We start from the raw sequence: 22,126 nt of genomic DNA on the forward strand, positions 1-22,126 counted from the left end.
GCTGTCCACAATCGCCATGGGGGCGATCACGCCGCGCCGCGGGACGCCAGGGCGCGCAACGCCGGGGAGACCTCCCGCGCGAAGAGCTCGATCGTCGCCCAGTCGAGGGGCGGGCGCACCGCCAGGATCAGGTCGCCCACGCCGTCCCGGACGAACGGTGCCAGCGCCTCGACGCACTGCCGGGGAGTGCCGCACATCAGGTACTCGGCCAGGTCGGGCGAGTCGGCGGGGAGGAGGGCGACGCGTTCGGCCATCCGGGCCCGCGCGGTCGCCTCGTCCGCGCCGAGCACGACCCGGAAGGTGACCGAACGCCGGATGTCGGCGGCGGGTCTGCCCAGCTCGCGGCAGTGCCGCTCCAGCACGGCGACCCTTGCCCGGTACCGCGTCAGGTCGCCCGCGAGGGTGTTCCAGATGTCCGCGTGCTCGGCGGCGATCCCGAGCAGGCGCCGACCTGAGCCGCCGATCACCAACGGCACCCGGGCCTGCACCGGCTTCGGTTCGAGGTAGGCGTCCCGAAGCTGGAAGTGCGCGCCGTCGAACGTGGTGACCGGCTCGGTCCACAGGCGACGGACGATCCGGCACGCCTCGTCGAGCATCCCCAACCGGGTGGCCACGTCGGGGAACGGGATGCCGTACTGGGCGTACCCGTGATCGGCGCTCCCCGCACCGAGCCCGAACTCGAGCCGGCCGCCGCTGACGTGGTCGAGGGTGGCGGCGATGGCCGCGGCGATGGCCGGCGGCCGCCAGGTGACGGCGGAGACCAGCATCGCGCACCGGATCCGACCGGTACGCGCCGCGAGCGCCGCCAGCAGGCTGGGGCCGTCCAGACAGGGACCGCCAGGACCGTCGATCGGGGGCCGGTAGTGGTCGAACAGGGAGATCCAGTCGTAGCCGAGCTCCTCGGCCCGCCGCCAGAGGAGCAGCGGTTCGTCGAAGTCGCGGTACTGCTGGCCGGAGTGCAGGCCGAGGCGCAGCGCCGGCCCGTGGACGCGCATGCCGGCCGCTACCGGTTCGCTGGTTCCTGGTCCTGCTCGGCGAGCAGGGCCAGTCGCCGGTCCCGGGCCGGACCCGACACCAGGTACAGCACGGCGACCGCGGCCCCGACGCCCAGGCAGGACACCCACAGGACCTTGGCCCCGAGATGGTCGAGGACGAAGCCGCCGGTCACCGGGGCCGCGAACGCGGCGATGGCCAGGGCGAAGGAGTACACCCCCTGGTACCGGCCGCGGGAGTGCTCGGGCGACAGCTCCGCCAGCACGGTCGAGCCGGCGGGGGACTGGATCATCTCGCCGACGGTCCAGACCGCCACGGTCAGGGCGAACATCCAGACGTTGTGGGCCAGCGCGGTGAGGCCGAAGCCGGCGCCCACGACCAGCGCGGCCACCGCGAGGATCCGGGTCCGGTCCCGGCCCTCCAGGAGCCGTGGCACGAAGGGCTGGCCGGCGACGATCATGACCGCGTTGAGGGCGATCACCGCGCCGTAGGTCTTGGCGCCCAGCCCCTCCCCGGCCATCACCAGCGGCAGGCTCGTCGCGTACTGCATGAACACCAGCGACATCAGGAACGTCAGGCCGCAGATCACGAGGAACGCCGGGTCGCGCAGCGGGGACCCGGAGGCCACGACCTCGCCGGTCTTCTCCTTCGGCTTCGGGCGTGACTCCGGGACCTTGGAGAGAATGATCAGGGCCGCCACGATCGTGGTCACGGCGTCCACCACGAAGATGGTCAGGTAGTTCATGTCGGCGACGAAGCCGCCCAGCAGCGCCGCGATCGAGAACGCGAGGTTGTTGGCCCAGTAGTTCAGGCTGAACGCGCGCATCCGCGCCTCCGCCGGCACGACGTCGATCATCATGGCCGAGAACGCCGGCCGGGCCATGCTCTGGCTGAGGCCGAGCAGGAAGCCCACCCCGATGATCGCGATCTTCTGGTGCACCAGGCCGAGCAGGAGGAGGCTGGCGGCGGTGCTCAGTTGGGCGACCAGCAGCGTGCTACGCCGGCCCCACCGGTCGGCGAGCTGACCGCCGATGATCACGCCCAGGGTGCCGCCGGCGCCGATCAGGCCGATGATCAGGCCCACCAGGGTGGCGTCGAAGTGCCGCTCGCGGTTCAGGTAGAAGGTCAGCAGGATCGCGACGAACCCGCCGGACCGGTTGATGAGGTTGCCCACCCACAGGTACCAGTACGCCTCGGGAAGGCCACCGGCCGTGTTCTGCCACCAACGACGCACTCACGGCCTCCAGGAGTCGTCACAACGTGCGATGTCCATCGCGGCGAGCGGTGAGCGATCTCGACCCCGAGCTCGGCTGTGAGAGTGTTTACATTCGCCGAATCGGGTCGGCGTTGTCAACCCCGGAACGCCCCCCACGCCGACGTTCCACTATGTACGATCGATTGATGCTGTTGGTTGCGCGGGAGAGGATCTGCCTGGTGTCGGGCAGGACGGGACGGGCGGGGGCGCCGTGACCGCCGGGACGCCCGCCTGGCGCTGGGAGCGCGCCTCGGACGCCCCGGTCGTCCACGAGCTGCTGTGCGCGAGCGACGCCCACCACGCGGCGGCCACCGGGACGGCGGCACCGGTGCGGCGGCCCGGGACGACCGCCGGACTCGTCGCGGCCCGCTCCGTCTGGCTGCTGCTCCGCGACGACCACCCCGTGGGGATGTTCACCCTCACCGACACGCCGCCCGAGGACGTCGACCGGGCGTGTTTCCCCCCTGCCGCCCGGCCCCGGTACCTCCGGAGACTGGTCGTGGCCCCCGGCGAGATCGTCGCGGGTTCGCTGGTGGGCGTGTCGTGTCTGCGGATGGCGCTGCAGGTCGCGGCCGAGCAGGGCGCGGACGCGGTCCGGGCCGAGGCGCACCCCGACCTCACCGGGTCCGTCGAACTGCTGACCCGGCATCGGTTCGTGCGGTGCGGCCAGGTCCACGGCGACGACACCGGGCGGCGCTGGATCCACCTCCAACGGTCGCTGTGACCCGGAGCTAGAGCCCGTCCGCCTCCACCCGGGCGGTGAGCTGGGGGCGCAGCAGCTTGCCCGTGGCGGTCCGGGGAATGTCGGTGACGGGGACGATCCGGCTGGGGAGCGACGTCTCGGCGAAGTGCGCGCGCAGCCGGGCCCACAGGATCCCGTCCGGGCCGGTCGTGCCGTTCCGCCAGGCGACGACGGCCACCACCCGTTCGCCGAGGAAGCGGTCCGGGACGGCGACACACGCGGCGTCGCGTAGTTCCCCGACGGTGCGCAGGACGCGCTCCATCTCGTCCAGGGAGACCGCCTCCCCGCGTACCTTCGCGATGTTCTTCTGTCTTCCGGTGATCACCAGGTAGCTCCGGCCGGTGCCGGGGTCGGTCCGCTCGGCACCCAGGTCCTGCGAGTGGAACCAGCCGTGCCGGAAGGCGGCCTCCGTCGCCTCGGCGTTGTTCACGTACCGCGACATCACGTTGTGGCCCCGCATGCAGATCTCGCCCACCTCTCCCGGGTCGGCCCGGGTCCCGTCCCCGCGCAGCACCGCGACCTCGTTGCCGAGGACGGCGGTGCCGACGGTCGGGATCTCCACGTCCACCATGAGCCGCCGGTACTCGTCGCCGTCGACGTCGGTCGGAAGGGTCGTGGAGAAGTTGGTGGTCTCCGTCAGCCCGTAGCCCTGTACCACCCTGGTGCCGATTCTGCCGAGCACGGCACCGGCCGTGGCGGCCGCCAGCGGGGCGGCGGCGGAGACGAAGTAGTCCAGACCCGGGGGCGGGGTGCGCAGCCGCCAGGAGGCGGCCAGCGCCTCGAGGATGCTGGGCACCACGCTCGCGATCCGGGGCTGGAAGATCTCCAGGACGCCCCCGTAGCCGAACGGGTCGAACCCGTCCAGGAGCAGGACGTGCGTCCCGGCCGCCGCGGCCGCGAACACGGTGAAGTGCAGGCCGTTGACGTGGTGGATGGGCAGGCACGCCAACAGACGGTCGCCGGGCCGGAGCCGGTGGTGCCGGATCACCGCCGCCGCGTTCGCCGCCGCGTTGACGTGGGACTGGGCGACCAGCTTCGAGGCGGCCGTCGAGCCCGAGGTGCCGAAGTAGAGCGCGTCGGAGAACGGATCCAGTGCGGGAAGGGGGTACCCGCGGTCGGCGGGCGCCGCGTCCGGCACGGTGATGTCGGTACCGATCCCGGTCGGTGCCGCCCCGGTGTGCCGCACCCAGGCCGTGACCCCGATCTGGGTGGCCTGCTGCTCGACCCGGGCCGGCGGGTCGGCCGGATTGACCAGCAGGATCCGGCAGCCCGCGCGCAGCAACGCGAGGATCGCCACGACCGAGCGGCTGTCGTTGCGCGGGGCGAACCCCACGGCCAGGTCGGGGTGCAGTCCGGCCTCGGTCAGGAGCCAGCCGGCCAGCGCCCGGCTCGCCCGGTCGACCTCGCCGTACGAGAGGGTGGTCCGTCCGCCGTCCGGAGAGACAGTGGTCAGGAACGGGGCCGCCGCCTGACACCGGACCTGGTGGTCGAGGCACTCGAGGACGGTTCCCCGTCCACCGAACGGCGGCGACGGCGGCTGGCCGAGGTAGTGGTGGACGGGGTCGAAGCTGCGCGTCATCGGCTGCCTCACGGGTTCTCGGGTCGACGGGCGGCGTGCACCTGGAACGGTCTACGGCCCATGGCCTGCGCCACCCGGGCCGCCAGCCGGCCGGCGAACAGGTGGTAGGCCAGCGGGGAGAACTCCTCCCGCACGTGGCCGACCACGGGGAGTACGACGGTCGCGTGCTCGGTGAGCGACCGGTGCGCGGGGTCGACCACCACGCAGACACTCCGGCCCAGGTCGGAGGCCCGGCGGACGAGCTCGGCGACCTCCTGCTCGGCCCGTCCCGGCGGCGCGACGAACACGAGCGGCGGACTGGCGGAACTGGCGAACCGCTCCACGTGCCACCACTGGTCGGTCTCCTGCCCCCAGGCGAGGAGGCCGGCCGCCTCGATGAACTTGGCCGCCGCGTACAGCGCCGTGCCGTGCCCCGGGCCGCTGCCGAGCGTGATCAGGGCCCCCGCCGCGGCGATCAGGTCGAGGGCCGGCCCCTCCGTGGCGGCGAGCGCGGCGGAGGTCGCGTCCACCACCGCCGCGGCGGCCGCCAGTTCGCTGGTCAGGCCCGGCACGTCGGCGGTGCCCCGGGCGCCGCCCAGGTGGATGGCGGCGGTGAGCAACGCCAGCAGGGAGGCCTGGTACGTCCGGATGCCCGGGGACGCCTCCTTGCCCGGCAGCCGGTACCACACGGCACCGTCCGCGACCTGGCTGATCGGGCTGTCCGGAGCGCCGGACACGGCGAGGGTCCTCGCCCCGGCCGCACGGGCGGCGTGCAGGGCGGCCACGACGCGGGGTGTCGCACCGGACGCGCTGACGCCGATCACCAGCGTGGTGCCGGCCGCGTGCCGGCGGAGCCGGTCGGCGCCGTACCGCAGCAGGGGCAGCGCGGTCGTCGGTGTGGCGTCGAGGCCGGCGAACGTCCGGAACGCCAGCGTCGTGGCGAGCGCGGCGTGGTGGCTGTCGCCGTCGCCGACGACGACCACCCGCTGGATGTCCGCGAGGACCCGCACCGGAACGGCCGCCGTCAGTTCCCCGGCGAGCTCGGCGGGGAGCGTCGCCAGGTCGGCGGGGAGCCGGTGGATCTCCCGGAGCATCTCCTCGGCCATCAGCCCGTCTCCCCGATGTCGTCGACGATCGCCATCAGCGCGCGCACCCGGTCCACCTCGATGGCGCCACCCCACCCGTCGCGCTCCAGGCAGGTACCGACGAAGGCGCCGTCGGCGACGGAGAGCAGCCGGGCCGCGTTGTCGTGGTTGACGTGCCCGGCGAGGAGGACGGGCAGCCGGGGAGCGGATCGCCGGACGGCCGCGACGAGGGCGACGGCCTCCTCCTCGACCGGGTGGGAGACCGCGACGGCGTCGGCTCCGACGAGTTGGGCGCCCCGTGCCACCTCACCGGGGCCGCGCTCCGTGCCGCGCCAGCTGTAGTGCATGGTGGCGACCTCGGCGATCATCGTGATCCCCATGGCGTCGATCCCGCGCCGGTACTCCATGATGGCGTGCGGGTCGGGGCTGACCAGCCCGTGCACCGACATGGTCTGGCCGACCAGCGCCGTGACACGCACGAATCCGCCGCCCGCGACCTTCGCGACCGCCAGCGCCGGCCGCACGCCGTTCTGCATCATCTGGACCCCGACGTGGAACCCGTCGCCGGTGGCGTCCGCTATCGCCCGGACGATCAGCGCGAGCGCGGCCGTCCTGGCCGGGTCGGCGGTGTCGGCCACCGGATACACCCGGTCCACCGTCTGGACCAGGCAGCCGGTCGCGCCGCCGTCGTACAGCGCGCGGGCGGAGCGCACCGCGGTCTCCAGGGTCCGCCCGAACGACCCCTCCTCGTGGAACGGCGTTCCCGGCAGCGGCGCCAGGTGGACCATTCCCAGGACCACCTTTCCGGTACCGAATCGTAGGCTCATCCGCGATCCCTAGCCGAGCCCGGCGAGCTCGACCGGGCCGACCGGCGCGAGATAGCTCCCGATCCGGTCGACGGCCGTGGACAGATCCTCCCAGCGGCGGGCCGAGGTGACCCGCATGAAGCTGCCGGAGAAGCAGAACGTGATGATGCCGGGCAGTACCGACACCCCGGTCTCCCGCAGCAGGTCACGGAAGCACAGGTACGAGTCGTCCCAGCCCGACAACTGGACCGCCATGTTGATCGAGTAGTGCGGGCGGACGATCCCCGCCGACGCCTCGACGAACCGGGCACAGGCCGCGTCCCGGAAGGTCAGCAAACCCGACTCGCGTTCCCTCCGCTCCCGGCGGTAGGAGTCGTAGGCCCGTTGGAGCAGGTCGTGCCGGATGTTGTAGCCGGCCTCGAACTCGTGGAGGTGGGAGAGGCCGAGGCGGTCGACGCCGTCGAGCATCCACCGCTCCATCCGGGCGAGGACCTCGACGAGCGTGTAGAAGAACGACGGCGGCCCGCCGAACGTGGTCGACGCGTACTCGTAGTACTCCGCGACGAAGCCGGTGTCCGCGAGCAGCCAGCCCGTCTTGATGCCGGGCGCGGACCAGTTCTTGGACAGGCTCGACACACGGACCACGTTGGCCGCGGTGCGGCTCGCGGTGAGCCGCGGTGGCGGGCCGAGCCATTCGTGACACTCGTCGAGAACGATCAGCGTCCGGGGCCCGCACGCGTCGATCAGGGTGGCCAGTTCCGCCTCCGACACGGCCGCTCCGGTGGGGTTGCCCACCGTCTGCAACAGCACCATCGGCGTGTCCGGGGTCAGCGCCGCCAGCAACGGGGCGAGGGAGGTCCGGCCGTCCTCCGAGCCGACGGGTACCAGGCGCACGTCGTGCCGGCGGGCCACCGCCTCCACGAGGGGCGGATAGTTCGGGGTGGCGCACAGCACGGGACCGGACGGCACCGAGCCGCCCTGGAGGACGAAGTCCGCGATGGAGCTGATCGCCGCCGTACCGCCCATCGTGATGGCCACGTTCTCCGGGCCGTACGCGTCCCCGGCGATGCGGGCGTTCTCGTACGCGGCGATGGCCTCGCGGGCGGGCAGCCGTCCCCGGGAGTCGGAGTACCCGTACCAGTCCCGTTCCAGCGCGAACCGGATGCACTCCTTCAGGGTCTCCGGCAGGCCCCACTCCTGCTCGTCGACCGCGCCGCCCGAGAGCACGATCTGGGCCTGGGGCCGCAGTTCGCCGTAGAGGTCGTCACGGAAGTAGGAGTTGAACAGTTCCTTGACGAACCTGGCCGTGGCGCGGGATCGCAGCACGTCGGCGGGCTCCACGTTCCGGCGGACGCGGCTGGAACGCCACAGTTCGGCGAGCTCGGACCGCCGGCTGTGCGGACCGAGCTCGTGCTCCACCCGCCCCAGCCAGAGGTCGCGAAGCTCGAAGGGGTCGTCCGGGTCCGTGGCCCGCCGGTAGACCTCCAGCATCCGCTCGTCGACGTCCGACATGAAGTCGACCGGCCCGTGCGGGAGTACCGCGAGACGTTCCGCGGCGTCGACGGCGGCGGGGGGCACCGTGAAGGACCGGGGCCGGTGCTCAGATCCGAACAGCTGCATGGACTCCCTGACACCCTTTCGATGAGACGATCCGCAGTCGCTTGAGATGCCGCTGGGTCCGCGCCGGATCGGCGGTGGCGGCGGTCCTGCCGTGGAAGTGTCGGGTGTTGTCGATGACGGCCAGCAGGCCCCGGCTCCACCGCACTCCGACGGAGCCGGCCCGGTGGTACATGGCGTCGAGGAGAGCCAGCAGCGCCGCGTTGACGTCGTCAGGTCCGGCGTCCTCTCCGTCGTAGGTCCAGTCGAGCGGCTGCGCCATGAAGTCGCGGAACGAGTACCGGTCCACGCCGGCGATGGTGCGGAGCACGTACGGACTGCCCGCCCCGTGCCGGTACCGGGTGCGCGAGAGGAGGGCGCGGTGGTGGTCGGCGAGCCGGTCGGAGACACCGGCCATGGAGGTCAGGACCGTCTGGGCGCCGCCCTCGCCGCCGGGCTCGTGGCACAGCAGCGCGATGTACCGCGGCTGTCCGTCGGCGGGCCGGCCGCTGCCCTCGCTGTGCAGCGACAGGTAGCTGGTCGTGAACGGGGCCAGGTCCGCGTCGGCGGTCCCCGGCCCCGTCGTCACCAGATTCAGGATCACGCCGTCCGTGACGAAGGGCTGCACCGCCGGGTCGAGCTCCGGCATCGCCGATCCGAGCCGTTCTCCGAACGCGCGGAAGGCGTCGTCCGTCAGGGGCTCGTCCAGGCGCGTCAGCACGACACCGCGGTCAGCGAGCGTCGCCAGCGTCGCGGCGTCGCCTCCGTCGAGAAAGGACTCAGCTCTCGCCGCCACCGGGGTCCACGCCGGCGGGGGGAGCGGCTCCCCGGCGAGCAGATCTGTCCGGGCGGCCACGTGGGCGTTGGTTTCCTGTTCCCTGAACACGCCGTGCATCGCCTTCGCCACCCTCCGAGTGAGCCGCGCCGTCAGAGTCCTGGACGTCTCGTCGGGCTCACACTAGCGGGAAGCGCGTCGCCCGTCTGACCCGTTTCGGACCCGCGGCCCGGTCATTAGTGCACAGTGGACGGACGGCTCGTGGAGTCTTTCATGGAGAGTCGGCCATCGGCCTCTGTGCGGGCACACGGCGGACGCCGATCGTGGCACGATGTATCACGTCCCGGGCAGGGTTGGCGCCGCCAACACGTCGCCGTCAGTTACCGAGAGGTTCTCAGTGGACGAAGGGGGTCTCAGTACATGGGCCGAATGAAGTCGGAACCGGACAGCCAGAACGAGCTCATGAGTATCCGTGACCACTCGGATCCGCAGGGCAACCGCCTGACGCCGGTCCTGCGGCTACCGCCGGAGGCGGCGATGACGGTGGTGACGGGCCTCGCGGAGCTCGTCCGCGAGGCGCACCGGCAGGAGGCCGCGCGGCCCACGCCGGCCGGCGAGATCAGGCGGGCCCAGGCGTTCGAGGAGGGCGACGTCTACATGTTGGAGGCGCCCTTCGACGGGTTCTTCGCGGACCGGTACCTGATGGACTTCTACGACGCGCGCGGCCGCGACCTGTGCTCGCGGATGCACATGCACACCGGCCTGCGGTTCGTCCGGATGATGACCGGCGGTGCGACGTCGATCCGGGTCTCGAGCCTCACGGCGTTCACGGTGTCGCCGTCGGTGGGGTGGCGGGGCGGGAGCCTCCACGAGTTCACCGACGAGTTCCCGGCGGAGGACGGCGGCCCTCCGCTGACCCGGCACAACGTGATCGTGCCGGAGAACTCCTGGGTCGACATGCAGGTGCCACGAGGGGTGTCGCACCAGTTCAACGCCGACGGGCCCAACGCCGTGATCGACTCCGTGCATCCCGAGGAGTCGCTGGAGACATTGCGCGAGCAGATGTCCGGGTACCGGATGATGGCTCAGACGATCTTCCTCGCGGAGCACAAGAGTCCCGGGGAAACCTGCGTCAGCGATCCGGCGGTGTGAAGCCCGGAACGTGATCACCCGGCCAGCGTGGTCGGCAGGGCCCCCGCCGCCCCCAGGACGGCCGGCGGACGGTGGATCCCGGACATCGCCGGACCCGCCGCCCTCCCCGGTGGTTCAATGAGGGGTAATTGTCGAGAAATGGGGCGGCGATGGCGGGGGAGCGGACGCGGCCGTGGCGGCAGGTCGCCGTACTCGGCGTCATCCTGGTCGGCCTGTGGTCCCTGGTCCTGTTCACCGGCCCCGGGAAGCTGTTCGGCGCCGAACGCCTCAAGCCCCGGCTGGGCCTCGACCTGGTCGGCGGCACCACCCTCACCCTGATCGCCCGCACCCCCGACGGCAAACCCCCCTCCCCGAGCAGCCTCGAACAGGCCCGGCGGATCATCGAGAACCGGGTCAACGGCCTCGGCGTGGCCGAACCCGAGGTGGTCACCGAGGGCGACTCCAACATCAAGGTGTCCGTCGCGGGCTCCGGCGGCGACGCGATCAAGCAGGTCGGGCAGCCCGCGCAGCTGAAGTTCCGCAAGGTGGTGGGCGGGGCGCCGATCACGGCCGCCGAGCCCGCCCCGCCCGCCGACGGCCCGGGCACGCCCACCCTCGACCAGGTCAGGGCGAAGCTCGGCCCGGCGTACGCGGTCGCCGAGGCGATGGCGACCCCCGAGGACGCGGCCGCGAAGGCCGCCGAGCTGGCCCCGTTCGGCACGCTGACGCCGAAGGAGGTCGCGGTGCTGCCGGCGGCACTCCAGCTCCGGGTGCCGGCCGTGACGTGCCGGCAGCTCAACGAGCGCCCGCCCGGCAGCATCGACCAGGCCGACGTGCAGGTGGTGGCATGCGACGAGGGGTTCAAGTACCTGCTGGACGTGGCCAAGGTCGTCGGGACGGACGTGTCGGGGGCCAGCTTCGGGTTCCAGCAGGGCTGGCAGGTGACCCTGACGTTCACCGGGGACGGCCAGAAGCGGTGGACGGACCTGACCCGGGAGGCCTACGACAACGGGGCCATGAACCAGGTCGCCATCGTGCTGGACAACAGGGTGGTGTCGGCGCCGCGGATCCAGGGCGTGATCAACTCCGACGCGCAGATCACGGGCTCGTTCAGCCGGCAGCAGGCGGAGGAGCTGGCGAACCAGTTGAAGTACGGCGCGCTGCCGTTGTCGTTCGAGCAGGGCGAGGCGAACTCGATCTCGGCGACCCTGGGCACCGAACAGCTCCGGGCGGGCCTGCTCGCGGCCGGGATCGGCATGCTCCTCGTCATCGTGTACGCCCTGTTCTACTACCGCCTCCTCGGCACCGTCATCCTCGGCAGCCTGGTGATCTCGGCCCTGCTCACGTATGCCGCGCTGGTGCTGCTGGGCCGGCAGATCGGCTTCACCCTGACCCTGGCCGGGATCGCCGGCTTCATCGTGTCCCTGGGCGTGGCCGCCGACTCGTTCGTCATCTACTTCGAACGACTCAAGGACGAGATCCACGAGGGCCGCTCGCCGCGCAGCGCCGTGGACCGGGCCTGGATCCGGGCCCGGCGCACGATCATCTCCGCGAACGTGGTGACCATCGGCGCGGCCGTCGTGCTGTACGTGGTCTCCGTCGGCGCGGTGAAGGGGTTCGCGTTCGCGCTCGGCCTGGCCACGATCCTCGACCTCCTGGTGGTGTTCCTGTTCCGGCACCCGATGATGACGATGCTCGCCGGGATGCGGGCGTTCCTGTCGCCCCGGGTGTCGGGCCTGGGCCGGGTGCTGAAGACAGCGGCCCCGGGGCGAGGCTTCCTGGCCCGGCTGTACCGGGGCGAGGCGAAGCTGGACATCGTGGGGAAGCGGCGGATCTGGTACACCGTCTCGTTGGTCATCGTCGCGATCGCGATCGTGAGTTTCGTGTTCCGGGGCTTCCACCTGGGCATCGAGTTCAAGGGCGGAAACTCCTTCCAGGTACCGGCGTCGTCGGCCGCCAGCGTGGACGCCGCCCGGGACGCGGTCACCGCCGCGGGCGCGGTCGTGGTGTCCGCCCAGCGGGTCGGCGGCACCACCCCCACCTACCTGGTCCGCACGGCCCCGCTGACCGCCGAGAAGACCCTCGCCGTGAAGAACGCGGTGGCCACCACCCTGAAGGTGAGCCCCGACCAGGTGTCCGACAACCGGGTCAGCGCCGCGTGGGGTTCGCAGATCACCCAGGCCGCCCTGTGGGGACTGCTCATCTTCCTGGCGCTCGTCATCGCGTACCTCGTCGTGCGGTTCGAGTGGCGGATGGCCGTGGCCGCGATCGTCGCCCTGATCTTCGACCTGGTCGTGGCCGCCGCCGTGTACTCCCTGATCGGCTTCGAGGTGTCGCCCTCCACCGTGATCGGCATGCTGACCATCCTCGGCTTCGCCCTGTACGACGTCGTCGTCGTGTTCGACAAGGTGCAGGAGAACACCGAACGGGTCACGGCGGGCACCCGGCAGACGTACGCCGAGGCGGCCAACCTCGCCGTCAACCAGACCCTGATGCGCTCCATCAACACCTCCGTCATCGCGCTGCTGCCCGTCGCCGGGATGCTGTTCATCGGGGTCGGCTTCCTCGGCGCCGGCACCCTGAAGGACCTTGCCCTCGTCCTGTTCGTCGGCATGGCCACGGCCGTGTTCTCCTCGATCCTGCTGGCGACCCCGATCACGGTCGACCTCAAGTACCGCGACCGGCGGATCCGGCTGCACGACGAACGGGTCCGGGCGAAGCGCACGGCCCTGGCGACGGGCTGACCCCGGCGTCCGGGCCGGTCGGAGCACCGCCGGGCCCCACCCGCGCCGACGGGTCCCTGCCGTGCCACCGCCGCGCCGCCGCGCGGCTCACGGGTCGCCCGACCACTCCGCGCGCCGAGCCCCCGCCAGCCGCCACAGCCGCCACCCGCCCCCGGGCCCCCACCGCGCCAGATACACGCTGCCCCGGGCCAGGCACGCCTCCCCGTGCGACGTCGGCACCGCGGCGGCGGGCACCCCGGAGCGCCACAGCCGGTACGTCCGCCCCGGGGTCACCCACGGCCCGCCCGACACGGTCCAGGACCGCCCGTCGTGCACGAGGCCGTAGGTCGGGCCGGGGGCGAGCCAGTACGGATAGTCGGTGTCGGCGTGGAGGACCAGCCCACGTACCCGGAAGAGTCCTGCTGTTTCCCGGGTGTCGAGGAGGCCCAACGCCGTCGCGGTGCGCGGAATCATGCCCCCAGCTTCGCGAACCGGCCCCGCGCGGACCATGGCATCCATGTCGCATCCATGTGGCATTTTTGTGGCATGCGCCGTCCCCGCACCCCTCTCGCCACGCGCCGCCGGGCCCGGGGCCTCAGCCAGGAGACGCTCGCCGAGCGGCTCGGGGTCGACCGGTCCACAGTGGCGCGGTGGGAGGGTGCGCGGACCGTGCCGCAGCCGGGGTTCCGGGCCGGGTTGGCGGCGGCGCTGGGCTGGTCCGCCGACGAGTTGCACGCGGCCCTCGCGGAGTCCGGTGGCACGGGCGTCCCGACCGCCCCGGGGACGGAGGATCGGAGCGCCGCCGACCCGCCGGCGCCAACGGAGCCCGCCGATGTCCTGCCCGGCGGGGCGGTGGACGGCGCGACGGCTCACGCGGCCCCCTCGGGAGCCGCCCCGACCCCCGTCCGGTCGTCGGGCCCCACGCCTCGGAGCGCCCTCGCCGTCGACGTGCCGGGGCCGGGGGTCGCGTCTCCGACCGGGACGGTCCTGCCGGAGGAGGAGGGGCTCCTCGACCTGCACGACCAGCTCTACGCGCTGGCCCGCCGCTACGACACCGTCCCCTCGGCCCGCCTGCTCGCCCCGGTCGCGGCCTGCCACCGCGAGGCCGCCGACCTGGCCCGCACCCTCCGCGACCCGATCCTCCGGCCCCGGGCGCACACCGCCCTCGCGGAGGCGGCCACCCTCCACGGCCGGGTCGTCTGGGACGCCTCCGCCCGCACCGACCACACCACCGCCCTCGCCCACTTCGACCGGGCCGCGGCGGCCGCCCGCGAGGCCGGCGACCCGGTCGCGGAGACCCACGCCCTGCTCCGCACCAGCTACGTCGCCCTCTACGGCCGGCACGACCCCGCCGCCGGGGCCGCCCTCGCCCGCCGCGCCGTGGCCAGCGCCCGGCACAGCCCGTCCCTGCGCGCCCTCGGCCTGCTGCACGTCGCGGAGGCGCACGCGATGCTCGGCGCGGCCCGCGACTGCGAGGCGACCCTCGACGCGGCGCACGCCCTGCTCGCGGACTTCGACGTGGACGACGTGGGCCGGTTCCTGCTCGGCCCGGTGCCGGGCCCCAGGCTCGCGGCGGCCTGCCACCTGCGGCTCGGCCACCCAGCCAGGGCCCGCGCGCTCCTGGAGGGCGCCACCGCACTGCCGACGACCAAGACCACAACCCTCCTGCTGGGTACGCTGGCGCGCGCCCACGCGGGCGAGGGCCACCTCGACGCGGCGGTCGGCACCCTGCACCGGGCGGTCGGCCAGCTCGACGGGCACCGGGGCGCGGCCGGGCTCCAGGCGGTGCTCGCCGCAGTCCGTGACCTGGACCGCTGGCACACCGACCCGGTGGTGACCACCCTCCGCGACCACCTCGCCACCCTCCGCGCACCCTGACCGTGCCGTCCCGGGACGCGCGGGAGTGCCGCATGGTGACCGTGTCGGCCGTCTACGGCTTCGGTGCCGTCCCGGAACGCGCGGGAGTGCCGAAAACGTGCCACAAGCTGGGCGGCGGTTCCTCGGTCCCCGGGAATGTCGGTGGTACCGGGTAGCCTGCTCTCCGTGCTGACTGTCTCCACCGTGAATGTCAACGGCCTGCGCGCCGCCTCCGGCAAGGGCTACCTCGAGTGGCTCGCCACCACGGGCGCCGACGTCGTCTGCCTGCAGGAGGTGCGCGCCGAGGCGCACCAGCTCGCCGACGAGGTCCGCGAACCCGAGGGCTGGCACACGTTCTACGCGCCCGCCGCCGCCAAGGGCAGGGCCGGTGTGGCCGTGCTCACCCGCCGCGAGCCCTTCGAACACCGGGTCGGCTTCGGCTCCACCGAGTTCGACGGCTCCGGCCGCTACCTGGAGGTCGACCTCCCCGGCGTCACCATCGCCAGCCTCTACCTGCCCTCCGGCGAGACCGGCACCGAGCGCCAGTCGGAGAAGGAACGCTTCATGGCGGAGTTCATCGACTACCTCGCCGGCCTGCGCAAACGTGCCGAGTCCGAGGGTCGCGAGGTGCTGGTCTGCGGCGACTGGAACATCGCGCACCGCGAGGAGGACCTGAAGAACTGGAAGACGAACAAGAAGACGGCCGGCTTCCTCCCGGAGGAGCGCGCCTGGCTCACCCGGCTGTACGACGAGGTGGGCTACGTCGACGTCGTCCGCAGCGTGCACCCGGAGGGCCCGGGCCCGTACACCTGGTGGTCGTACCGGGGGAAGGCCTTCGACAACGACGCCGGCTGGCGGATCGACCTGCACGTGAGCACGCCCGGCCTGGCCGCCCGCGCGACCGCCGCCCGGGTGGAGCGCGCGGCGACCTACGAGGACCGCTGGTCGGACCACACCCCGGTCACCGTGACCTACGCCCCACAGAGCTAGGGCCTCCAGCTCGGCCCGCCGTGTGGCTCGTGGCACGGGGCCGGCCGGGCGGGCACCGGTGACCGGGCGGGTTCGACCGGTCAGGCGCGAGCCCGGGCGCCGGTGGACCGCTCGGCCGTTTCCGTGCGGCCACGTCACCCTGCGGCTCGTCGAACCGGAGAACGTCGAGGTTCGGCCGGGGCGGCGGCGCGGCGTCGGGTCCGTGCCGTCGCTCCGGGCGGGCCGGTGTGCTGCCTCGGGTGGTGCGGGGTTCGGAACTGTGGTGCCGGCCTGGGCTCGGTGCGGTGGGTGTGCCGTCGCCCCGGGCGGTGCGGGGTTCGCAACCGCGGTGCCGGTGCGGGCTCGGTCCGGTGGGCCGCCGGTGTGTCGGTGTGGGCCGTGAGCGGACGCGGAGCTGTGGTGCCGGCCCGGAGTCGCGTGCCCGAGGGGTGTGGCGAAGTCCGGGCCGGGCGGTCAGCGGGTCAGGAGTTCGAGTTCTCGCAGTGGTCCTTGGCCGCGTAGACGACGCCGGTGGCGAGGTTGCGCAGCGGGTACACCCGGTTGGCGACGTAGAAGTCCGCCGACCAGACGATGTTGTCCCTGGTCCACGTGTAGTTGTGCGTGATGACCGGCGAGCCGCCCAGGCTGCCCACGACGGACGCGCTCAACGACGGGGCGGACCGGACGGGCTGTCCCACGCCGGCCGCGGTCACGTTGTAGAAACAGTGGTTGGGGACCGCCGCCGAGGCCGCCGTGGGCACGGCGACGGCCGCCAGCGTGGCCGCGCCGGCGAGGGCGAGCGCCGCGAACCGGGAACGGGTAAGGACAGAAGTCATCATTGCCTCCTGGGTTGGGTACGCGGAACCTCCCGCGCCCCTCCAGCAGACCCCGCCGGCCCGCCGATCGGCACGTCGAACCGGGTTCACGAAGTGGACATGACCACTAGTTGCGCACGTGCGGGAGCCGCCGCGCCCCAGCCCGCGACAACAGTTGCGGCCCACGGCCCGGCCCACGGCCGAGCAGGATCGCCGCTCCAGGGCTGTGCCAGCCAAGGACTCCGAACCGGGTGTCGCCGCCCACCGGACCGGGACGTGCCGCCGCCTGTCGGGTCGGGAGGTGTCACCGCGCATCGGGTCGGGAAATCGATCAGCTCGCCGTCATCTGGCAGGACCGCGCAGGGGCGGGATCAGCTCGCTGTCGCCCGGCAGGGCCCGCGCATCGGGTCCGCCGGTCGCTGTGCGGGCACGAACGCGTCCGGCCCGGGGCGGGAGTCGTGCTCCCACCCCGGGCCGGTGTGATTCCGGGTGTCAGGGGCCGGCGGGCGGACCGCCGACCCGGCGCAGGTCGGTCAGGAGGGCAGGGTCCAGTCGATCGGCTCGGCGCCCTGGGCGACCAGCATCTCGTTGGCCCGGCTGAACGGCCGCGAGCCGAAGAAGCCCCGGTCGGCCGACATCGGGCTCGGGTGCACCGACTCCACACAGGGCGTCGAGCCCAGCAGCGGCTTGAGCCCCTGGGCGTCGCGGCCCCACAGGATCGCCACCAGCGGCTTGTCCCGGGCGACGAGGGCGCGGATCGCCTGGTCGGTGACCTTCTCCCAGCCCTTGTTCTTGTGCGCGCCCGGGTTGCGGGGCGCGGTGGTGAGGGACCGGTTGAGCAGCAGCACGCCCTGCTCGGCCCACGGCGTCAGGTCACCGGTGGCGGGCTTGGGCAGGCCCAGGTCCGTCATGTACTCCTTGAAGATGTTGATCAGGCTCGGCGGGATCCTGCGCGTCTCGGGCGACACCGAGAAGCTCAGCCCGACGGCGTTGCCGGGGGTCGGATAGGGGTCCTGGCCGACGAGGAGGAGCCGGACGTTGTCCAGCGGCTGGGTGAAGGCGCGGAGGATGTTCTCCCCGGCGGGCAGGTAGCTGCGCCCGGCGGCGATCTCCTCGCGGAGGAATTCACCCATCGCGGTGATGTTCGGCTGCACGGGCTCCAGCGCGGTAGCCCAGCCCGGATCGACGAGTTCGGTCAATGTTGCCACGCCACGAAACCTTAGTCGCCACCCCCGACAAAACCCTCTCCGGGCACCGAACCGCCCCCGTGCCAGCGACTTTCCGCCGACCACGGGCCGACCGACCCGGACCGGTCGCCGCCTCCGGCACTCCCGGCGGGACGGTACCGGCGCGGCGCGGGGCAGAACGCGCCGCGCCGGCCCCCGCGACCCCGGGCCGACCCCGCGACGGGGGCCGGCCCGGTCGCCCGCTACGCGTTCTGCGTGGCGTTGTACAGGTTCGCCGCGTCCGCGCCGAAGTACGGGCCGAACATCCACGTGTTCGAGAAGCTGTACTTGAAGCTGTTCACCGAGTTCAGCAGGCCCGTGCCCGCGCTCTCGTTGAACTGCAGGAACCACGGCCCGCCGCTGGCCCCGCCCGTCATGTTGCAGGTCAGCCCGAGGTCCCCGGTGCCGAGGAACTCGTTGAACGCCTTGCCGCTGCAGTAGATGAGCTTCGTGCCGTCGTAGGGGGCGGCGGCCGGGTACCCGAACGCGTACATGTTCTGTTGTTTCGCCTGGTTGAAGGCGATGCCCTGGGCTCCGACGACGTCGGTCAGGTACGCCCCGTTCAGGGTGCCGACGATGGCCGCGCCGATGTCGTAGCTGATGTTCTCGCTGGCGACCCACTGCGGGGTGGCCTGCAGGGCGCGGGCGCTCCAGGTGCCGTACGGCGTGTTGCCGTTGTTGTAGGCCGGCGCGAACACCCAGTTGGTGTGGAACGCGCCGTCGAGTTTCACGCAGTGCCCGGCGGTGATGACGGTGCTCTTGTTCGCGCTGGTCACGGCGTTGCCGGAGCAGGAGGCGGTCCGGCCCTGGTAGGTGAAGAACACCCGGCCGGCGGTCCTGACGATGGCGCCGGCCCCGGTCCAGGGGCCGCCGGCCTGCGGGATGACGGTCGGGGCGACGGTGGCCGGGGTGCCGGCGGCGACCTGGTGGGTCGGCGGGACGGCCACCCGGGGCGCGTCCATCGGGGCGGCGGCGCGCATCCGGTCGGGGGTCCAGAAGTCCCGCGCGGCCTGCTGGGACCGGTCGGTGACGAGGGTGTCGGCGGGGCGGGCCGCGGCGGTGCCGGAGAACGCCACGACGCTGAGTCCGGTGGTGAGGAGGGCGGCGGCGGAACGCCACAGGGTGCGGTTCATGTGGTCTCACACTCCAACAGTCGAGAGGTGGTACCGGGTTCCGCCGAAGATAGTGGAAACTTCTCACGTTTTGCTAGTGATGAACTTCGATGCATGCTGAATGTGGCACAGTGCGGACCCTTGCGGGCTCCGGCTGTCACATAGGGAAAACCCTTGATTTGCGCGGCATCCTGCGCAGATGCGCGTCATCGGAGGACAACTTCGTGTCTGCCCCTTGACAGTGCATTATTCATAAATCTAAATCTGTGTAAGGCCTAACAGGCCCTGTTACATGAACCCCTCATCATGGAGCGTGAACATGACTCCCAAGAGCTTCCTGCGCGGTGTGCGGAACGTGACCATCGCTGTCGCGGTCGCGAGCAGCGCACTGCTCTTCGGCGGCGGCATCGCCCAGGCCGCGCCCGCGGCCGCCCCGGCGCCGCTCGCCGTCCGGACCGTGGTCTACAACGCCAGCGGTGCCGGCCAGTACTCGGGCACCACCGACCAGGCCGCCGCCATCTGGAACCAGCGGGTCCCCAACCTGCGGCTCGTCAAGACCGGCACCCCCACGATCCGCGTCTACGTGACCAACAGCGGTGGTTCCCGCGCCTACGTCCAGGGCCTGGGCCGGGGCACCGTCTACATCGACACCACCCAGGTCAACCAGGGTCACAGCCCGCTGCGCATCCTCGCGCACGAGCTGGGCCACATCCTCGGTCTGCCGGACAACTACAACGGCAACTGCGCGATCCTGATGTCCGGCGGCAGCGCCGGCACGTCCTGCACCAACCCGAACCCCAGCACCACCGAGGCGTCCCGGGTGAACTCGCTGTTCGCCTTCGCGCCGGCCCTCGCCGGTCGGGATGACACCTTCGTCGCCCCGGTGACCCGCGTCTACTAGGAACGGTAAGTCCGGAGCCGCCGGTCCCACCACGACCGGCGGCTCCTCCGCGCCCTCAGCTCGGACACGACCCGCGCCTGGCCGGCGACGAAACGCCCCCGGCTGGCGACCACACGCCCCCGGCCGGCGACCACACGCCCCCGGTCGACGACGAAACGTCCCCGGCCGGACACGACCGGCGCCCGGCCCGCAACGACACGCGCCGGGCCCGCGACGACGCATTCCCCGCCCGGGACGAGGGGCCGCTCAGGCCTTCTTCTCCGGCCACAGCCAGTTGTTCAGGCACTCCTTCGGCTGCTGCGGGTAGACCGGCGGATGCACACACGGGTACGTCCCGGGCGGCGGCGTCCCCGACGGGGACGGCGGCTGGGTCCACACCGTTTCCGAGGGTGACGGCTTCGGCGACTCGGCCGGCTCGTCCGGTTCCGGGTTGATCACCGTGGTGCCCGACGGCGACGGCTGCGGCCAGACCGACGGCGTCACCGCCCCGGCCGGCCCACCGGCGGCCCCGGCGGCCAGCAGCGCCGCGATCAGCAGCCCCCCGCCTACAATGGCGGCCAAACGTTTCATTCTTCCCCCTCGTCGGCCAGGTATGCCGGAGGGGATCATTGCGCGCCCGGCCGGGCGAATGTAAGGCTTCCCTCTGGCAAAGAAGGGCGTGTCCACAAGTGGACACCCGACGCGCCCGGTCAGCCGCCGGGCCTTCGGTGAGCCCCGCGGTGGGGGAGGGTGCCGGTGTTCGAGCAGTTCGGAGTGTCCAGTGTGGCCGTGTCCGCCTACCGGATCCTCCTGGCCCACCCCACCACCGTCCCCGAACTCGAGGCGCAGCTCGGCCCCGACGCCGCTGCCCGCGCGCTCGCCGAACTCGCCGAGCACGGACTCCTCAAGCAGGTCCCCGAACCCGACGGCCCGGTGAAGATCCTCGGCCCCGAACGCGCCGTCGACCTGCTGATCGCCCGCGAGGAGGAGGCCCTGGAGGCCCGTCGCCAGGCGCTGTCCGGGCTGCGGGACTCCGCCGAGGGGCTGGTGTCGGAGTTCATCGGCGGCCGCAGCCGTACCGTCGAGGGGCTGATCGAGGAACTGCGCGGCCCGGACGCGGTCCGGTCCCGGATGCACCAGTTCTCCCGGAGCGCGCAGCGCCGGGTGTGGAGCGTCAACCCGGGACCCGCGCTGCCGCCGATCGCGCTGGACGCCGGCCGGGCGATGTCCCAGCAGAGCCGGGCGCGCGGCGTGCACAGCCGGACGATCGTGTCGGTCGCGGCGGCGGCGGATCCGGACATGGCGGACTTCCTGCGCGAGTGCGTGGCCGAGGGCGACGAGGTGCGGCTGCACCCGGACCCGCCGCTGCGCCTGCTGCTGGTCGACGAGGACGTGGCCCTGGTGCCGTACGACCCGGCGTGGCACGGCCAGGGCGCGTACGTCCTGCACGGCCCCGCCCTCGTGCACCCGCTCACGACGGTGTTCGAGGTGCTGTGGCGCGAGTCGGAGCTGTTCGGGCCGGTGGCCGAGCCGCTGGACGAGGCGGACGAGGCCCGGCTCCGCCAGGTGGTCGACGCGCTCGCCGCCGGGCAGAAGGACGAGGCCATCGCGCGCCGGCTCGGCGTGTCGGTGCGTACCGTGCGGAGGCTGATCTCCCTCGCCGTCGAGCGGCTGGGGGCGGAGAGCCGGTTCCAGGCGGGGGTGTTCGCGGTGCGCCGGGGCTGGGTCCGGCCCTGACCCCCGGCCACAGAGCCACGGAGAGCCGGCCGTGACCCGGAGATATTCCCCGCGACCCGCCCCGGACCCGCCGGATAGGCTGGCGATCATGGCTTCCGTGCTCTCCCTGAACCTCGGCCGGATCACCCCGACCGAACACGCCGGCGTCGGCGAGACCGGCATCGACAAGCGCCCCGTGCCCGGCCCGGTGGCCGTGGCCGCCCCCGGCCCCAAGGGCGTCGGCGGCAGCGGCCTGGTCGGTGACCGGATCCGCGACCTGCGCCACCACGGCGGCGACGACCAGGCGGTGTACGCCTACGCCCGCGAGGACCTCGACACCTGGGCCGCCGAACTGGGCCGCGAGCTGCGCGACGGCGTGTTCGGCGAGAACCTGACGACGACCGGCCTCGACGTGACCGGCGCGCTGGTCGGCGAGCGCTGGCGGGTCGGCGCGGAGGTCGTGCTGGAGGTGACGGCCGCCCGGATCCCGTGCCGGACCTTCGCCGGCTGGCTGGGGGAGCGCGGCTGGGTGAAGCGGTTCACGGAACGCGGCGTCCCGGGGGCGTACCTGCGGGTGATCGTGCCCGGGGAGATCCGGGCCGGCGACCCGGTCGAGGTGATCCACCGGCCGGAGCACGACGTGACCGTGGGGCTGGCGTTCCGGGCCATGACCACCGACCGGGACCTGCTGCCGAAGCTCCTGGCGGCCCGGGCGCTGCACCCCGGGGTGCGCGGGCTGGCGGAGTCCGGCGACACGATCACCCTCGACGAGTCCTGACCACCGGGCCCGGAGCCGTGCCGACCCGGGACCGAGCGGACCCAAGACCGAGCCGACGTCCGCGCCGCACCCACCCGCCCATGACAACTGTCATGCCAAGATCATGACT

Annotated in this window: 19 protein-coding genes and 2 pseudogenes; 9 read left to right on the top strand and 12 right to left on the bottom strand. The window is 72.7% G+C overall.

Going from position 1 to position 22,126, the window contains the following annotated elements:
- Positions 1-26 precede the first annotated feature (26 nt).
- Positions 27-995 carry an LLM class flavin-dependent oxidoreductase gene (locus PT931_RS30465; RefSeq protein ID WP_456249164.1) on the bottom strand — a complete coding sequence of 323 codons (969 nt, stop codon included), beginning with the start codon at positions 993-995 and terminating at the stop codon, positions 27-29.
- Between the two features lie 8 nt (positions 996-1,003).
- Positions 1,004-2,227: an MDR family MFS transporter gene (locus PT931_RS30470; RefSeq protein ID WP_456249165.1), complete on the bottom strand. Its 1,224-nt coding sequence runs from the start codon at positions 2,225-2,227 to the stop codon at positions 1,004-1,006.
- A 232-nt stretch (positions 2,228-2,459) separates the two neighbouring features.
- On the opposite strand from PT931_RS30470, the gene PT931_RS30475 reads away from it, so the two are divergent.
- The gene (locus PT931_RS30475) at positions 2,460-2,972 is read left to right on the top strand and encodes a hypothetical protein (protein WP_456249166.1); all 513 of its coding nucleotides are present in this window, start codon (positions 2,460-2,462) and stop codon (positions 2,970-2,972) included.
- 7 nt (positions 2,973-2,979) lie between these two features.
- Here the strand turns inward: PT931_RS30475 and PT931_RS30480 are convergent, their stop codons facing one another.
- The 5 genes from PT931_RS30480 to PT931_RS30500 are packed head-to-tail and all read right to left on the bottom strand — an operon-like array spanning position 2,980 to position 8,942.
- A complete protein-coding gene (locus PT931_RS30480; protein ID WP_456249167.1) occupies positions 2,980-4,569 on the bottom strand; it encodes a class I adenylate-forming enzyme family protein in 1,590 nt (529 codons plus the stop codon).
- Positions 4,570-4,577: 8 nt separating this feature from the next.
- The gene (locus tag PT931_RS30485) at positions 4,578-5,654 is read right to left on the bottom strand and encodes an SIS domain-containing protein (protein ID WP_456249168.1); all 1,077 of its coding nucleotides are present in this window, start codon (positions 5,652-5,654) and stop codon (positions 4,578-4,580) included.
- Positions 5,654-6,460 (bottom strand): BtpA/SgcQ family protein, encoded by an 807-nt coding sequence (locus tag PT931_RS30490; RefSeq protein ID WP_456249169.1) that lies wholly within the window; start codon positions 6,458-6,460, stop codon positions 5,654-5,656. The genes PT931_RS30485 and PT931_RS30490 overlap by 1 nt, the downstream gene beginning before the upstream one ends.
- Before the next feature lie 9 nt (positions 6,461-6,469).
- Complete coding sequence (locus PT931_RS30495; protein WP_456249170.1) at positions 6,470-8,059, bottom strand: pyridoxal phosphate-dependent aminotransferase; 1,590 nt, start codon at positions 8,057-8,059, stop codon at positions 6,470-6,472.
- Positions 8,040-8,942, bottom strand: a complete 903-nt coding sequence (locus PT931_RS30500; protein ID WP_456249171.1) for a TauD/TfdA family dioxygenase — start codon at positions 8,940-8,942, stop codon at positions 8,040-8,042. The genes PT931_RS30495 and PT931_RS30500 overlap by 20 nt, the downstream gene beginning before the upstream one ends.
- 330 nt (positions 8,943-9,272) lie before the next feature.
- Here PT931_RS30500 and PT931_RS30505 point away from each other — a divergent pair, with 330 nt between their 5' ends.
- The 3 genes and pseudogenes from PT931_RS30505 to secF all read left to right on the top strand — a co-directional run.
- The gene (locus PT931_RS30505; RefSeq protein ID WP_456249172.1) at positions 9,273-9,962 is read left to right on the top strand and encodes a hypothetical protein; all 690 of its coding nucleotides are present in this window, start codon (positions 9,273-9,275) and stop codon (positions 9,960-9,962) included.
- Between the two features lie 149 nt (positions 9,963-10,111).
- A pseudogene (gene secD, locus PT931_RS30510) lies at positions 10,112-11,692 on the top strand (protein translocase subunit SecD); the annotation flags it as partial.
- 66 nt (positions 11,693-11,758) lie between these two features.
- Positions 11,759-12,682: pseudogene (secF, locus tag PT931_RS30515) on the top strand (protein translocase subunit SecF); the annotation flags it as partial.
- Between the two features lie 90 nt (positions 12,683-12,772).
- Here secF and PT931_RS30520 read toward each other — a convergent pair.
- The gene (locus tag PT931_RS30520) at positions 12,773-13,138 is read right to left on the bottom strand and encodes a hypothetical protein (protein ID WP_456249173.1); all 366 of its coding nucleotides are present in this window, start codon (positions 13,136-13,138) and stop codon (positions 12,773-12,775) included.
- Positions 13,139-13,210: 72 nt separating this feature from the next.
- Between PT931_RS30520 and PT931_RS30525 the strand changes: the two genes are divergently transcribed.
- Together PT931_RS30525 and PT931_RS30530 are read left to right on the top strand one after the other, a co-directional pair.
- On the top strand, positions 13,211-14,542 hold the full coding sequence (locus PT931_RS30525) for a helix-turn-helix domain-containing protein (RefSeq protein WP_456249174.1): 1,332 nt from the start codon (positions 13,211-13,213) through the stop codon (positions 14,540-14,542).
- 165 nt (positions 14,543-14,707) lie between these two features.
- Positions 14,708-15,511, top strand: coding sequence for an exodeoxyribonuclease III (locus PT931_RS30530; RefSeq protein WP_456249175.1), 804 nt, complete (start codon positions 14,708-14,710; stop codon positions 15,509-15,511).
- A gap of 461 nt (positions 15,512-15,972) precedes the next feature.
- Here PT931_RS30530 and PT931_RS30535 read toward each other — a convergent pair whose 3' ends face one another.
- From PT931_RS30535 to PT931_RS30545, 3 genes are all read right to left on the bottom strand, one after another.
- Positions 15,973-16,326, bottom strand: a complete 354-nt coding sequence (locus tag PT931_RS30535; protein ID WP_456249176.1) for a hypothetical protein — start codon at positions 16,324-16,326, stop codon at positions 15,973-15,975.
- 512 nt (positions 16,327-16,838) lie between these two features.
- A complete protein-coding gene (locus PT931_RS30540) occupies positions 16,839-17,513 on the bottom strand; it encodes a uracil-DNA glycosylase (protein WP_456249177.1) in 675 nt (224 codons plus the stop codon).
- A 221-nt stretch (positions 17,514-17,734) separates the two neighbouring features.
- Positions 17,735-18,664 carry a trypsin-like serine peptidase gene (locus PT931_RS30545; protein ID WP_456249178.1) on the bottom strand — a complete coding sequence of 310 codons (930 nt, stop codon included), beginning with the start codon at positions 18,662-18,664 and terminating at the stop codon, positions 17,735-17,737.
- A gap of 298 nt (positions 18,665-18,962) precedes the next feature.
- Here PT931_RS30545 and PT931_RS30550 point away from each other — a divergent pair, with 298 nt between their 5' ends.
- Positions 18,963-19,544, top strand: coding sequence for a snapalysin family zinc-dependent metalloprotease (locus tag PT931_RS30550; protein WP_456249179.1), 582 nt, complete (start codon positions 18,963-18,965; stop codon positions 19,542-19,544).
- Between the two features lie 246 nt (positions 19,545-19,790).
- On the opposite strand, the gene PT931_RS30555 is transcribed toward PT931_RS30550, so the two are convergent.
- Positions 19,791-20,114, bottom strand: a complete 324-nt coding sequence (locus tag PT931_RS30555; protein ID WP_456249180.1) for a hypothetical protein — start codon at positions 20,112-20,114, stop codon at positions 19,791-19,793.
- 165 nt (positions 20,115-20,279) lie between these two features.
- On the opposite strand from PT931_RS30555, the gene PT931_RS30560 reads away from it, so the two are divergent.
- The gene (locus PT931_RS30560; RefSeq protein WP_456249181.1) at positions 20,280-21,260 is read left to right on the top strand and encodes a helix-turn-helix transcriptional regulator; all 981 of its coding nucleotides are present in this window, start codon (positions 20,280-20,282) and stop codon (positions 21,258-21,260) included.
- A gap of 88 nt (positions 21,261-21,348) precedes the next feature.
- Positions 21,349-22,017, top strand: a complete 669-nt coding sequence (locus PT931_RS30565; RefSeq protein ID WP_456249182.1) for an MOSC domain-containing protein — start codon at positions 21,349-21,351, stop codon at positions 22,015-22,017.
- Positions 22,018-22,126 lie beyond the last annotated feature (109 nt).

It is taken from the genome of Longispora urticae, from assembly GCF_053902585.1.

Bases quoted from the DNA above. Each gene is read 5' to 3' on its own strand.
- PT931_RS30465 (WP_456249164.1), bottom strand. From the start codon at position 995: ATGCGCGTCCACGGGCCGGCGCTGCGCCTCGGCCTGCACTCCGGCCAG.
- PT931_RS30480 (WP_456249167.1), bottom strand. From the start codon at position 4,569: ATGACGCGCAGCTTCGACCCCGTCCACCACTACCTCGGCCAGCCGCCG.
- PT931_RS30485 (WP_456249168.1), bottom strand. From the start codon at position 5,654: ATGGCCGAGGAGATGCTCCGGGAGATCCACCGGCTCCCCGCCGACCTG.
- PT931_RS30490 (WP_456249169.1), bottom strand. From the start codon at position 6,460: ATGAGCCTACGATTCGGTACCGGAAAGGTGGTCCTGGGAATGGTCCAC.
- PT931_RS30495 (WP_456249170.1), bottom strand. From the start codon at position 8,059: ATGCAGCTGTTCGGATCTGAGCACCGGCCCCGGTCCTTCACGGTGCCC.
- PT931_RS30505 (WP_456249172.1), top strand. From the start codon at position 9,273: ATGAGTATCCGTGACCACTCGGATCCGCAGGGCAACCGCCTGACGCCG.
- PT931_RS30520 (WP_456249173.1), bottom strand. From the start codon at position 13,138: ATGATTCCGCGCACCGCGACGGCGTTGGGCCTCCTCGACACCCGGGAA.
- PT931_RS30525 (WP_456249174.1), top strand. From the start codon at position 13,211: ATGCGCCGTCCCCGCACCCCTCTCGCCACGCGCCGCCGGGCCCGGGGC.
- PT931_RS30535 (WP_456249176.1), bottom strand. From the start codon at position 16,326: ATGACTTCTGTCCTTACCCGTTCCCGGTTCGCGGCGCTCGCCCTCGCC.
- PT931_RS30545 (WP_456249178.1), bottom strand. From the start codon at position 18,664: ATGAACCGCACCCTGTGGCGTTCCGCCGCCGCCCTCCTCACCACCGGA.
- PT931_RS30550 (WP_456249179.1), top strand. From the start codon at position 18,963: ATGACTCCCAAGAGCTTCCTGCGCGGTGTGCGGAACGTGACCATCGCT.
- PT931_RS30555 (WP_456249180.1), bottom strand. From the start codon at position 20,114: ATGAAACGTTTGGCCGCCATTGTAGGCGGGGGGCTGCTGATCGCGGCG.
- PT931_RS30565 (WP_456249182.1), top strand. From the start codon at position 21,349: ATGGCTTCCGTGCTCTCCCTGAACCTCGGCCGGATCACCCCGACCGAA.